At 63.8% G+C, this 12,629-nt stretch carries 17 protein-coding genes; 9 read left to right on the forward strand and 8 right to left on the reverse strand.

From position 1 onward, the window contains the following. Positions 1–53: 53 nt before the first annotated feature. From AK81_RS01955 to AK81_RS01975, 5 genes are all read left to right on the forward strand, one after another. The gene (locus tag AK81_RS01955; RefSeq protein WP_043196375.1) at positions 54–1,106 is read left to right on the forward strand and encodes a catalase family peroxidase; all 1,053 of its coding nucleotides are present in this window, start codon (positions 54–56) and stop codon (positions 1,104–1,106) included. Beyond that, complete coding sequence (locus tag AK81_RS01960) at positions 1,103–1,636, forward strand: cytochrome b (RefSeq protein WP_043196376.1); 534 nt, start codon at positions 1,103–1,105, stop codon at positions 1,634–1,636. Before AK81_RS01955 ends, AK81_RS01960 begins: the two co-directional genes overlap by 4 nt. Before the next feature lie 86 nt (positions 1,637–1,722). Beyond that, on the forward strand, positions 1,723–2,928 hold the full coding sequence (locus AK81_RS01965; RefSeq protein WP_043196377.1) for an MFS transporter: 1,206 nt from the start codon (positions 1,723–1,725) through the stop codon (positions 2,926–2,928). 81 nt (positions 2,929–3,009) lie between these two features. Continuing rightward, positions 3,010–3,555: a cupin domain-containing protein gene (locus AK81_RS01970; protein ID WP_016500000.1), complete on the forward strand. Its 546-nt coding sequence runs from the start codon at positions 3,010–3,012 to the stop codon at positions 3,553–3,555. Between the two features lie 2 nt (positions 3,556–3,557). After that, the gene (locus AK81_RS01975) at positions 3,558–3,857 is read left to right on the forward strand and encodes a DUF7693 family protein (protein ID WP_241496047.1); all 300 of its coding nucleotides are present in this window, start codon (positions 3,558–3,560) and stop codon (positions 3,855–3,857) included. Here the strand turns inward: AK81_RS01975 and AK81_RS01980 are convergent. Together AK81_RS01980 and AK81_RS01985 are read right to left on the reverse strand one after the other, a co-directional pair. Beyond that, positions 3,830–4,444, reverse strand: a complete 615-nt coding sequence (locus AK81_RS01980; RefSeq protein WP_043196379.1) for a 2-hydroxychromene-2-carboxylate isomerase — start codon at positions 4,442–4,444, stop codon at positions 3,830–3,832. The genes AK81_RS01975 and AK81_RS01980 overlap by 28 nt on opposite strands. Before the next feature lie 29 nt (positions 4,445–4,473). After that, positions 4,474–5,205: an SDR family oxidoreductase gene (locus AK81_RS01985; protein ID WP_043196382.1), complete on the reverse strand. Its 732-nt coding sequence runs from the start codon at positions 5,203–5,205 to the stop codon at positions 4,474–4,476. A gap of 89 nt (positions 5,206–5,294) precedes the next feature. Between AK81_RS01985 and AK81_RS01990 the strand changes: the two genes are divergently transcribed. Both AK81_RS01990 and AK81_RS01995 read left to right on the forward strand, forming a co-directional pair. Then, positions 5,295–5,858: a TetR/AcrR family transcriptional regulator gene (locus tag AK81_RS01990; RefSeq protein WP_043196384.1), complete on the forward strand. Its 564-nt coding sequence runs from the start codon at positions 5,295–5,297 to the stop codon at positions 5,856–5,858. Beyond that, the gene (locus AK81_RS01995; protein ID WP_043196387.1) at positions 5,845–6,438 is read left to right on the forward strand and encodes a DUF4157 domain-containing protein; all 594 of its coding nucleotides are present in this window, start codon (positions 5,845–5,847) and stop codon (positions 6,436–6,438) included. Before AK81_RS01990 ends, AK81_RS01995 begins: the two co-directional genes overlap by 14 nt. 113 nt (positions 6,439–6,551) lie before the next feature. Here AK81_RS01995 and AK81_RS02000 read toward each other — a convergent pair whose 3' ends face one another. Next, positions 6,552–7,544 (reverse strand): bile acid:sodium symporter family protein, encoded by a 993-nt coding sequence (locus AK81_RS02000; protein WP_043196389.1) that lies wholly within the window; start codon positions 7,542–7,544, stop codon positions 6,552–6,554. 119 nt (positions 7,545–7,663) lie between these two features. Here AK81_RS02000 and ampC point away from each other — a divergent pair, with 119 nt between their 5' ends. Both ampC and AK81_RS02010 read left to right on the forward strand, forming a co-directional pair. After that, positions 7,664–8,806 (forward strand): class C beta-lactamase, encoded by a 1,143-nt coding sequence (gene ampC, locus AK81_RS02005; RefSeq protein WP_043196392.1) that lies wholly within the window; start codon positions 7,664–7,666, stop codon positions 8,804–8,806. Between the two features lie 300 nt (positions 8,807–9,106). Further along, positions 9,107–9,439 (forward strand): hypothetical protein, encoded by a 333-nt coding sequence (locus AK81_RS02010; RefSeq protein ID WP_043196393.1) that lies wholly within the window; start codon positions 9,107–9,109, stop codon positions 9,437–9,439. Between the two features lie 46 nt (positions 9,440–9,485). Here AK81_RS02010 and AK81_RS02015 read toward each other — a convergent pair whose 3' ends face one another. From AK81_RS02015 to AK81_RS02035, 5 genes are all read right to left on the reverse strand, one after another. Further along, the gene (locus AK81_RS02015; RefSeq protein WP_043196394.1) at positions 9,486–9,797 is read right to left on the reverse strand and encodes a hypothetical protein; all 312 of its coding nucleotides are present in this window, start codon (positions 9,795–9,797) and stop codon (positions 9,486–9,488) included. A gap of 142 nt (positions 9,798–9,939) precedes the next feature. After that, a complete protein-coding gene (locus AK81_RS02020) occupies positions 9,940–10,128 on the reverse strand; it encodes a hypothetical protein (protein ID WP_003253897.1) in 189 nt (62 codons plus the stop codon). Between the two features lie 138 nt (positions 10,129–10,266). Then, positions 10,267–10,587, reverse strand: coding sequence for a YbjQ family protein (locus AK81_RS02025; protein WP_038409594.1), 321 nt, complete (start codon positions 10,585–10,587; stop codon positions 10,267–10,269). A gap of 69 nt (positions 10,588–10,656) precedes the next feature. Next, positions 10,657–11,541: an EamA family transporter gene (locus AK81_RS02030; RefSeq protein WP_043196396.1), complete on the reverse strand. Its 885-nt coding sequence runs from the start codon at positions 11,539–11,541 to the stop codon at positions 10,657–10,659. 322 nt (positions 11,542–11,863) lie between these two features. Beyond that, on the reverse strand, positions 11,864–12,619 hold the full coding sequence (locus AK81_RS02035; RefSeq protein WP_043196397.1) for a class II aldolase/adducin family protein: 756 nt from the start codon (positions 12,617–12,619) through the stop codon (positions 11,864–11,866). Positions 12,620–12,629: the final 10 nt, after the last annotated feature.

The following is a 12,629-nucleotide window of genomic DNA, read 5'->3' on the forward strand; positions in this document are numbered from 1 at the left end:
TGGAATAAATTTATCCCTGCCCCGTCGTACTGGCACATTCACCAAACCGGACGATGACCATGAACTCACCTTTGCACGGCCCGGCCAAAGCCTTGCGCCTGGCCGCCATCGGCGCCGTGATGCTGGCCGCAGGCGCCGGCTTTGCCTATGCCGCCGGCTGGCTCGGCGAAACCCGGCTGACGCCACAACGCATCATTGACACCTTCGAGGCCCAGGCCGGGCATTACCCAGGCTACCGGAAGAACCACGCCAAGGGCCTGTGCGTCAGCGGCTACTTCCAGGCCAGCGGGCAAGCCGCCAACCTGTCCACGGCGCGCGTCTTCAGCCAGACGCGCGTGCCGGTGATCGGCCGCTTCGCCATCGGCGGCGCCAACCCGTTCGCCCCGGACACCGGCATACCCGTGCGCAGCCTGGCCATTCAGCTGAGCACCGACGACGGGCAGGTCTGGCGCACCGGCATGAACAACCCACCGGTGCTGGCAATCAGCACGCCGCAAGGCTTCTACGAGCAAGTACTGGCGAACACGCCAGACCCGGCCACCGGCAAACCGAACCCTGCCAGCATGCAGGCGTTCTTCGCAGCCCACCCGGAAAGTGCGGCGTTTCGCCAATGGGCGGCGGGCTACAAGCCCAGCAACAGCTTCGCCAGCACGCAATACCACAGCATCAATGCCTTTCACCTGATCGACGCAGGCGGCGCGCGCCACCCGGTGCGCTGGCAGCTTGAGCCACAAACCGCATTTGCCGCGCTGCCTACCCAGATCGATGACAAACAGTTTCTCCAACACGACCTGCAACAACGCCTGGCCCAAGGCCCGTTGCGCTGGACCCTTCGCCTGGTGCTGGCCGAGCCCGGGGATGCGGTGGACGACCCTGCCCGGCCCTGGCCTGCCGAGCGGCGCAGCGTAGATGCCGGCACCCTGGTGCTGGAACAGGTTGACGCCCCTGAACAGGGGGCATGCGGCGACCTCAACTTCGACCCGTTGATCCTGCCCCGAGGCATGGAGGCATCTGCCGACCCAATCCTCGCCGCCCGTTCGGCTGCCTACTCGGAATCGTTCAACCGCCGCAGCCGTGAATCGCTCAGCACCGGAGCCCGCCCATGAAACCCGAAGCCTTCCACCCTTTCGCCCGCCTGCTGCACTGGCTGATGGCCGTGATGATCCTGGCCATGCTGTTCATTGGTGTGACCATGGTTACCGACCTGTCGCTACGACACCCGGTGCTGATCGGGCTGCACAAGGCCACAGGCCTGGCACTGCTGGTGCTGGTAGTGCTGCGCATCGGCGTGCGCCTGGCCGTACCTCACCCACCCTTGCCGCGAGACCTGCCACCCCTGCAGCGCTGGGCCGCCGGGGCCTCGCACTTGCTGCTCTACGGCCTGATGCTGGCCATGCCGCTACTGGGCTGGGCCATGCTATCGGCCGGCGACTACCCTCGCCCGCTGGGCTTGCCCGCCATCGCCCCGCACAACCTGCAACTGTATGCCGTGTTGCGCCTGGCGCACGGCTGGGCCGGTTACCTGCTGTTCGCCACGGTGCTGGTGCATGTGGGTGCAGCCTTGATGCACGCATGGGTGCGCCGCGACGGCGTGTTGCGTAGCATGTGGCCTGGCCCCCTGCGCCGCAGCGAATGACCTGCAGCAGCACAGGGCATTCGACAATCAATAATGATTCTTAATAAGATCGGCTTTCTTTTTGCCGTACTGCCCTGGACTGCCCTATGAACGTCGCAAAGGATCCTGCAACCCTTAAACCTGCCAGCACCCTGGACTTGCGTCCGCTGCTGCTGGCCAACATGGCCTGTACCATGTCGATGATGGCCTTCGTCGCCCTGATCGGCCCGATTGCCCGCCAGCTCGGCATGGCCACCTGGCAGGCCGGCGCCGCCGTGACGGTGGCCGGCGTGGTCTGGGTGCTGCTGGCCCGGCCCTGGGGCCGTGCGGCAGACCGCCTGGGCCGTCGGCGCATCCTGTTGCTGGGGACCGCCGGCTTCACCCTGGCTTACTGGCTGTTATGCCTGTTTGTCGAAGGCGCGCTGCGCTGGCTGCCGGGCGCGACCGCTGCGTTCATCGGCCTGATGGTCGCACGCGGCTGCATCGGCGCCTTCTATGCTGCTATCCCGGTAGGCTGCAACGCGCTGATCGCCGACCATGTCGAGCCGCAGCGGCGTGCCCGGGCCATGGCTTCGCTGGGGGCGGCCAACGCTGTCGGCCTGGTAGTGGGGCCGGCGCTGGCGGCGCTGCTGGCGCGGCATAGCCTGAGCCTGCCCTTCCATATCATGTCGCTGCTGCCGGCCAGTGCCTTTCTGGTGCTGCTGTTCACCCTCAAACCGCAGGCGCTGCCCCACAACTATGCCCCGAGCCCAGTGCGTTTGAACGACCCCCGCCTGCGCCGGCCCTTGCTGGTAGCGTTCAGCGCCATGCTCAGTGTCACCGTGTCGCAGATCATTGTCGGCTTCTTCGCCCTCGACCGGCTGCACCTGGGCCCTGCAGAAGCTGCCCAGGCCGCCGGCATCGCTTTGACCACGGTGGGCGTGGCACTGATGCTGTCACAGGTACTGCTGCGCAAACTGGAATGGCCGCCACTTAAAATGATCCGGGTAGGCGCCACGGTTTCGGCCCTGGGCTTTGCCTGCGGCTCGCTCGCGACCACCGCACCCTGGCTATGGGGCTGCTACTTCGTCGCGGCAGCGGGCATGGGCTTTGTCTTCCCGTCGTTTTCAGCGCTGGCGGCCAACGCCATGCACGCCTCCGAGCAAGGTGCCACAGCCGGTTCCATTGGTGCCGCCCAGGGCATGGGCGCGGTGATCGGGCCACTGGCCGGCACCCTGGTGTATGCCCTCGACCCACGCCTGCCATTCCTGGCCGTGGCCGCGCTGTTGCTGCTGGTCGGGCTATGGCCGATGCCGCGCGAACAGCGTGCCTGAGAAGCACAGCGCGCAAGCGTGCAGAGTGTGTTTTAATGCGCGTCGCTCATTATTTTTTACACCTCTGATTACAAGGCGGCTATGGACACGGGGACGCGACTCAAACTGGTGCGTGAACGCAACAACCTCTCCCAACGGGAACTGGCCCGCCGCAGCGGGCTGACCAATTCGACGATCTCGCAGATCGAGCAGAATCGCGTCAGCCCGTCGGTCAGCTCCCTTAAAAAGCTGCTCGAAGGCATTCCCATGAGCCTGGCGGAGTTCTTCAGCTTCGACGAGCCGGTGCGAGAAGAGCGCTTTGTGTTCCGGGGCGGCGAGCAGCCCGATCTGGGCCGTAACGGCCTGCGCATGCTGCTGGTCGGCGCCAGTGTCGAGGGCCGGCAGATGCGCATGCTGCGCGAACTGTATGCACCGGGTGCGGATTCGGGTGAGCCTATCGTGCATGCCGAAGGCGAAGAATGTGGCCTGGTCACCCGCGGCACCGTGGAACTGTGGGTCGATGGCCAGGTCAGCGTGCTGAGCTCGGGCGATGGCTACTACATCCCCACTACCCTGCCACACAGTTTCAAGAACATCGGCCCGGACGAGGCCGAGATCATCAGCGCAAACACGCCGGCGAATTTCTGATCTTGACCCGCAGCGGTACGCTGAACACCCGGGCCATCTACCAGAGCCTGCGCAACGCGGCCCTTGGCGTGCATCACCTTGAGGTGAGTGCACGCCGCGATGGCGGTTTGGTCGATGTCGACATCCAGGGCTGGCAATTGACGCTGGCCCTTGATGCCGAAGGCCTGGCCCATTGCATCAGTTGCCATTCCCCTGACGGCCAGCAGGCTGGGACCGAGGACTGGCAACGGTACGGCACCAACCCCGTCGACCTGCTCAGCCTGTGGGAACGCACTCAGCTCGAGAAGCTGCTGGCACCCTGACTTAACGCCTCCTCGACAAAGTCCAGACGGTCCTGCCCAAAGAACATGGCCTCACCGACGAAGCAGGTCGGCGCACCAAACACGCCGCGTTCGACTGCCACCTCGGTCGCCTGCTTGAGCGCTGCTTTCACTTCAGGGTCAGCTGCCAGCGCGTGAAACACCTGCGGGTCGAACCCTGCCTGGCTCAGTGTTTCGTCCAGAACGGCGCTATCGCTCAGGTTGCGACGCTGCACCCACAGCCCTTTGAACAGCAGCGACAACAACGCCTCCAACCGCTCTGGCGAGCGCAACTGGGTGCCCATTACCCCGCGCATCAAGGCCAAGGTATTGACCGGAAACCCCGGCGGCAGCCCGAACGGCACCCCATAGCGCAGAGCAAAGCGTGCCAGGTCGGTGAACATGTAGCGCCCCTTGGCCGGGACCATGGCCGGCGAAGCGTTGCCGGTAGCCTGGAAAACCCCGCCCAGCAGCATTGGCCGATAATGCAGCGTGGCACCCTGGCGGGCACACAGGCCTGGCAGTTGGGTCCAGGCCAGGTAGCTGGCCGGGCTGCCCAGGTCAAAAAAGAAATCGACAGTCTTGTGCATGGTTACGGTCCTTGCTTGGTGAGAGGGGCTTACCAGCGTTCCATCCAGGGGCGCAGGTCCAGTTCGAACGTCCAGGCGTCTCGGGGCTGGGCATGCAGAAACCAGTAGCTGTCGGCAATGTGCGCCGGGGCGAGGATGCCGTCCTGGTCCTTGAGGGCATAGCGCTCGGGGAAGCTGTCGCGGATGAAGGCGGTGTCGATGGCCCCGTCCACCACCACATGCGCGACATGGATGTTCCGCGGCCCCAGTTCGCGCGCCATGCTCTGGGCCAGGGCGCGCAAGCCGTGCTTGGCCCCGGCGAACGCCGCGAAACCTGCCGCACCACGGGTGCCAGCGGTGGCGCCGGTGAACAGGATCGTGCCGCGCTCACGCTGGACCATGCGCCGGGCAACCGCCTGAGCGGTGAGAAAGCCGGCAAAGCAGGCCATTTCCCAGATCTTGAAGTACTTGCGTGGGGTTTCCTCAAGGATGCTGCAGGGCACATTGGCGCCGATATTGAAAACAAACGCCTCGATGGGACCGATATCGCGCTCGATAGCCTCAACCAGCGCTGCCACCTCCTCCTCCTTGCGCGCATCCGAGCCAAAACCGTGGGCCTGGCCGCCAGCGGCGCGGATTTCCTCCAGCAGCGGTTGCAGCTTTTCTGCCTGCCGCCGTGTGACGCAGGCAATGTAGCCCTCACGGGCAAAGCGCTTGGCAATCTCGCCACCGGTGGCGTCGCCCGCACCGATCACCAGCACTACTTTTTGTTGTTCTGACATGCCTGCCTCCATTGGTGAATGATCGTTTAGTAAACGAACGCTATGTTATGATCACCGTCATCGTCAAGCCCGCCTGCAGAGGCAAGTGAATGCGTTATTCCAACGAACACAAGCAGCAGACCCGCGAACGGTTGCTGACCAGCAGCGGCGCGCTGGCCAAGCGCGGGGGCTTTTCCAGCACCGGCGTGGCCGGGCTGATGAAGGCAATCGGCCTGACCGGCGGCGCTTTTTACAACCACTTCCCCTCCAAGGACGACCTGTTTACCGAGGTGGTGCGCCAGGAGCTGCACAACAGCCCGCTGGCCCGCCTGGCCAACCAGGGCGCGAGCCGCGAACGCCTGGGCCGCTGCCTGCAGCAGTACCTGAGCCTGGCCCATCTGCACAACGCCGAAAGCGGCTGCCCGCTGCCGCCGCTGGGTGTGGAAATCGCCCGGGCCGCAGCGCCGGTGCGCGAAGAGGCCGAGCACTGGCTGGTCGAACTGCACCAAGCCTGGAGCGCAACACTGGAGGATGATCAACTGGCCTGGGTGCTGATCAGCCAGTGCGTAGGTGCCTTGATGGTCGGGCGCATGCTGGCCACTGAACATGTGCAGTCGCAAGTGCTGGACGCAAGCCGCCAGTTTGTCGAAAAGGCCCTGCATGAAGCGGATTAGCCTGCTGCTGGGCCTGACGCTGGCGCTGCCCGCGCTTGCCGAACAAGCCTGCCCACCCGGGCAATACCAAGTGTGCCTGATGGGCTGTTTTTGTGCGCCGATCGACCCTGGGCAGGCCGGCCAGATTCTCAAGGACATGGAGGTCATGGCCTCGTCCAGCCTGACATTCGCCTTGCGCCAGGCCAGGGACGAGGCCACCGCCAGCGGCGTCGAACCGATCCCGCTGCATATCCGTGCGCAGCTCGAACCCTGGTACGACTTTGCCGTGCTCGATGCGGCGCGCTTCCGGGTGGGTGACGAACAGCAGATGAGCGCGGCCAACGCGTTGCTGCAGAACCCCGACGTAAACGCCGTGACGCTGATCGACACGATCATCTTCCGCCGGGCCGGCGATGCCGAGGACAACGTGGCCTTGTGGGCGCACGAGCTCAAGCATGTGCAGCAATATCAGGAGCTGGGCGTAGAGGAGTTCGCCCGACGCTATACGCGCAACTATGACGAACTGGAGGGGCCGGCCTACAAGATCGAGGCCGAGGTGGGCAAGGCATTGCGCGAACGCGCTTCGGGGCAGGCCAGGTAGGAATGGGGCTGCTTTGCAGCCCATCGCCGGCAAGCCAGCTCCCACAGGGACGGCGCCGAGCCTGAGACCTGTGCAAAACCTGTGGGAGCTGGCTTGCCGGCGATAGGGCCTTGTCAGGACGCCGCCGAAGCCTCTTCAGCCGCCTGCTCACGGCTGGCATACCGCTGCGCCAGCACCGCGCAGACCATCAACTGGATCTGGTGGAACAGCATCAGCGGCAGGATCATCGCACCAATACCACTGCCCACGAACAACACCTGCGCCATCGGCACCCCGGTAGCCAGGCTTTTCTTGGAGCCGGCAAACAGGATGGTGATGCGGTCCTCAAGGTCGAAGCCCAATGCCTTGCCAAGCACACGGGTGCCAAACAGCACCACCGCCAGCAGAATCCCGCACACGGCGAACAACCCGGCCAGGTGCTGCGGCGATACCGTGTGCCACAACCCCGTGACCACGGCTTCGCTGAAGGCGGTATACACCACCAGCAGGATCGAACCCTGGTCCACCACTTTGAGCCAGCGCGCATTGCGCTTGACCCAGGCGCCGATCCAGCGCCGCGCAATCTGCCCGGCAACGAACGGCACAAGCAGTTGCAGGGTGATTTTCAGCACGGCATCCAGGCCCGACCCGGTATCACCACTGGCGCCCAGCAACATCATCACCAGCAAGGGGGTCAGGAAGATGCCCAGCAGGCTGGACGCTGCCGCGCTGCAAATGGCTGCTGGCACGTTACCGCGGGCCAGCGAGGTGAAGGCGATGGCCGACTGCACCGTGGCCGGCAAGGCACACAGATAGAGCACGCCCAGGTACAACTCGTTGCCCACCAGCGGCAGGAACAACGGCTTGAACGCCAGGCCAAGCAGCGGGAACATCACGAACGTGCAAGAGAACACCAGCAGGTGCAGGCGCCAGTGCCCGGCACCCGCAATGATCGCCTCGCGCGACAGCTTGGCGCCATGCAGGAAGAACAGCAGGCCGATGGCCAGGTTGGTCAGCCAGCCGAAATAGACCGCACCATCGCCCGAGCAAGGCAGCACGGTGGCGATCAGGACCACCCCGAGCAAGGCCAGGGTGAAATTGTCGAATAACATTCGCAAATACTTCATCACAGTGTCCGTCTTGTCATTGTGCAAGGGCAAACGATAAGGTCTTTGGCTTTTCGGCGCTAACGCCGGAACCCCCACTGGTATCGCCCAACGGACACGCTCCGGAAAAGGACCCACTCATGCCCCTCTCCCGCCCGGTCGCGCTTGCGGCCGTCATCACACTCATTCTGGGCCACACCGCTGCCCAGGCCGACGACCAATTGCAGGCCAAGGTCGACCAGATCATCCGCCCGTTGATGCAGGAGCAAGGTATCAGCGGGATGGCCGTGGCGATCTACGCACGCGACCACGCGCACTATTTCAGCTATGGCGTGGCCAGCAAGGCCGAGAATGTGCCCGTCAGCCGAGACACGCTGTTCGAGATCGGTTCGCTGAGCAAGACCTACACCGCCACCCTGGTCGCGCTGGCCAGCGCCGAGGGCAAGCTGGACCTTGAAGCCCCGGCCAAGCGCTATCACCCGGCACTTGCCGGGGCGCCCCTAGGCGACGCGACGGTGTTGGAACTGGGCGCCTACAGTGCCGACTGCCTACCCTTGCAGTTCCCCGATACGGTGCAGACACCGCAGCAAGTCGTCGATTTCTTCCGCCACTGGCAACCCCGTGCCAAACCCGGCACTCAGCGCTGCTATTCGAACCCCAGCCTGGGCCTGTTCGGTGACCTGGCCGCCCGCGCGCAGCATCAACCGTTTGCTACGCTGATGACCGAAGGCCTGCTGGCGAAAATGGGCCTGAAAAATACCTACCTGCACGTCCCGGCCAGTGCTCAGGGGCTTTATGCCCAAGGTTACGACGCCGCCGACAGACCGGTGCGCGTCGGCCCCGGCCCGTACGCCGACGAGGCCTACGGCATCAAGACCAGCGCCAGCGACCTGCTGCAGTACGTGCGGCTGCACATGCAGCCGCAGGGCCTGCCACCGGCACTTGCAAAAGCAACCGCCATTACCCAGCAGGGCTACTTCCAGGTCGGCAGCATGACCCAGGGCCTGGGCTGGGAACGTTATCCCTACCCAGTCACGCTGGGCACCCTGGTAGATGGCAACAGCGCGCGGCTGATCCGTGAACCGCACGCAACCACGCGCTTGCAACCGGCCCTGCCGCCGCTGCCGGCAGCCTGGTACAACAAGACCGGTGCAACCAACGGTTTTGGTGCATACGCCGCATTTGTGCCCAGTGAAAAGCTGGCAGTGGTGTTGCTGGCGAATCGAAATTACCCGAACGAAGAGCGGGTTCGTGCAGCCTTCGAGATCCTGTCCGGGCTGTAGTCCGAGCAGCGATTGTCGAACAAAACGACAGAAATGTAGTGCGTAAAAATATTCACTACAAAATCATTGACGCCGCTCATCGCCCTTGTGCATGATGAAGCCGTCTCCCTGATCGGGAGCGGTGGCAAGGGTGTTCCAGACGGCTTGCGCGGTAACGCAGGCCGTCCGTGGAGAGGGAACTGTCCAAAAGGCAGCGTGAGAAAGCCCCTGTTGCGATGCTGCTGTAGCAGCGTTGGTAGTGCGCTACACCGTGTTAGCGCCAACTGTGAAAATCACCTACGAATGGGTAATGGGGGCTTTATGATGAACTTGAACAACAATCCGACTATCGATCAACTGGCGCAGCTGTTCGCCGTACGCAAGGACAGCCTTGACGACCACTTGCTGTGGGTCAGCCAAACCGGTGAGGTGCGGCTCGACCGCCTGCCACCGAACACGATCGAAGATGAATTTGAAGAGCACCTGCCCAGCATGCGTGCCCGCTTCAAGGTCTACCGCCGTGGCCAAGGCTACGTCGGCAAGAAGGCCGCCGCCGACACCGAGTTCGTTGGCCGCGTCCTGCAGACCCTGCAACAAGAATGGCCCGCCGCCCGTGAGCGGCAGGCAGTCATGGTGATCGAACCGCTCAACTGAGGGTTCTCACCCTTAACCAAGCCCGGCCCGCATAGGCCGGGCTTTTTCATGCCTGGCGCCGCTGGCGGCGGGTTTGCGGCAATGGCAAGGCACCGGTAGCCATCGCGCGGGCACGGTCGACACCCCACACCAGGGCGCGGGTCATGGTCTCCCCTGGCCGCGCAGGGTAGTACTCCTCCAGCAATGCCCGCCCATCCCCGGCATACAACCCCAAAAACAGCTGGGTCGCCCCCAAACGCGACAAGCGCACCTGCACATCCAGCGTGGTGCCGTCACTGAGGGCTTCGTCGTGGCTGCGGCTGTGCAACTGGGCGTCGGCCCACTGCCAATAAGTCTGTTCCCTGACTCGCATGAGCATTCAATCCTCCGTTGCTGGAATGCCACGACAGAAAACCACAACCTCAGCCAGCCGGCGAGCGCTACCCGGCAATGCCATGAGGCGGATCAACAAAGCGCAATAAAAACCCCGCCATTGGGCGGGGTTATGTACTGGGGCGGGATCACTTCTTCAGCGGAACCCGCGGCATGAAGCGGCCTTTTTTACTGCGCTGCAGGTGTGCAGGCTGGAGCTGTTCGGAATCATCCAGTGTCATGTGGGCGAACCCCAGGCGGAAGGCCGCCTGGCCGCAACGCACTTGGCTGTTGATTGGGAACGCATCGTTCAGGTCTTCGAAAAAGGATTCGCTCATGCCCTGTCTCCCTCCAGTGGCAGTCGCGCCGGCAACCAGAAGAGTCGCCCAGAAAACGCGGCCTGTGAAAAAGAGACTAGCTGGTCATTTGCGGACCGCCCGGACGAGAGCCCTGCAGCCGACCAGTGGCAGACCGCTCTACTTCAGGCGCACCGCCGTGCCGGTGGCAAATACCACGACCATGCCGCCCTGCACCGACGGCATGCTGATCTCGAAATCAACACCCACTACCGCGTCGGCGCGCAACTGGCGTGCCCGAGCCTTGAGTTCTTCGGTGGCCTGCTCGCGCGCTTCACGCAGGGCGCTTTCCAGGGTTTGCGAGCGGCCGCCGAAAAAGTCGCGAAAACGCGCAAAGAAATCGCGTACGAAGTTGATGCCCTGCACCGACTCGGAACTGACCACGCCCAGGTATTCGGCAATCGGGCGACCTTCGAGCTGGCTGGTGGTGGAAATGATCATGAAAGCGCTCCGTTGGCCTGGATAAAGAGGCCGATTCTAACAGAGCGCCGAGCAGCCTATTTGCGCGGTTTACGCGCTGACCGCCCGCAACCTTCGCCCGATACGCGCGCCGAACACGTTCACCAGCAACCCCGCCATTACCAGCAAGGCGCCCCAGCCCTGGATTGCGGTCAGGCGTTCACCCAGTAGCAGCGCCGACGAACTCAGACCAATCACGGGTACCAGCAGCGAGAACGGTGCCACCTTGCCGGCCGGGTGGCGCGACAGCAGCTTGCTCCACAGGCTGTAGCCGAGCATGGTGGCGACAAAGGCCAGGTACATCAGGGCCAGCACCGAGCTCCAGCTGATGTTGGCCAGGGCATGGCCAATGCGCTCCGGCCCTTCCAGCCACCAGGACAACGCCAGGAACGGCAGTGGCGGTATCAGCCCGCCCCAGATCACCAACGCCACCAGGTCAACCGAGCCAAAACGCCGGGTGATGATGTTGCCCATGCCCCACATGGCACCCCCGCACAAGGTCAGTACCAGCGCCAGCAGGGGCACATGGCCGCCATCTTCGCTACCAATCAACGCCAGGCCGCTGGCCGCTACCAGCAGCCCCAGCACACTGGCCAGGCGCAGCCGTTCACCGAGAAACAGCGCGGCGAAACCCAGGGTAAAGAACGCCTGCGACTGCAGGATCAGCGAGGCCAGCCCAGGCGGCATGCCGCTGTACATGGCCTGGAACAGAAAGGCGAACTGGCCCAGCGAAATCGTCGCGCCATAGGCAATCAACCAGCGCCAGGGCAGTTTCGGCCGCTTGACCAGCAAGATTGCCGGAAACGCCACCAACAAGAAGCGCAGCGCCCCCAGCAACATCGGCGGCAAGCCGTCGAGGCCTACCTTGATGACCACGAAGTTGACTCCCCAGGCGACGATCACCACCAGGGCGATGAGCAGGTCCTTGAGCGGCATTGCGACTTCCTTCTACAGGCTTTACTGACATATTTCGTTACAGCATAAGGCTATTCCTCAAAAGCGAACCAGCACAGTTATGGCCAAGGGTTGCGCAACAGTGACCGTGCTGTGCCCTTGAGGCGACTCAATCAATAAGCAGGGGTTCCATTCCTGTGGGAGCGGGCGTGCCCGCGAAGCAGACGACGCGGAGGATGGCACCGGCTGCGCCGGTGTTCGCGGGCACGCCCGCTCCCACAGTGACCGTGCAGGTTTCAGCACGTTGGGTGATTGTTGGTTCCACAGCCTGGTACCAACCCTGCCAAGTCAGCAGGTCACCGGCTCAATCCTGATAACCAGGTGCAACCCGCTCCAGCATCCGCAACAACGCTGCCCACGCCAGCTGCAGCGCATCCGGGTCGGTCAGTTCACCCTGCTTCAACCCCCGCCCCGGCGCGTTGAACTGCCGCTCGGTATGCGCGCACACTTCAGCCGGCGGCAGTATCAGCTGCCCGGCACTCTGCGCTGCCAACTGGATCTCGCAGGCCTTCTCCAGGTAGTACATGCGCAGGAATGCTTCGGCCACGCTACGCCCTGTGGTCAGCAGGCCATGGTTGCGCAGGATCATCACCGGCTTGTCGCCCAGGTCGGCCACCAACCGCTGCTGCTCGTCCATATCCAGCGCGATACCTTCGTAGGCGTGGTAAGCCACTTGGCCGTAAAACTCCATGGACATCTGGTTGACCGGCAGCAGCCCGCACTCCAGCGCAGCCACCGCGCAACCTGCGCGGGTGTGGGTGTGCAGTACGCAGTGGGCGTCCTCGCGGGCGGCATGAATGGCGCTATGAATGACGAACCCGGCGGGGTTCACCGGGTGCAGCGTCGGCTCCACAGATCGGCCTTGCAGGTCGATCTTCACCAGGCTGGAGGCCGTGATCTCATCGAACAGCAGGCCGTACGGGTTGATGAGGAAGTGATGCTCTGGCCCTGGCAAGCGCAGGGATATATGGGTGAAGACCAAGTCGCTCATGCGAAAGTGCGCGATCAACCGATAACAGGCTGCCAGCTCCTGGCGCAAACGCTGTTCCATTGCGGTCATGGATGTTCCC

It is taken from the genome of Pseudomonas putida W15Oct28 (genome assembly GCF_000708715.2).
Lineage (GTDB): Bacteria > Pseudomonadota > Gammaproteobacteria > Pseudomonadales > Pseudomonadaceae > Aquipseudomonas > Aquipseudomonas putida_R.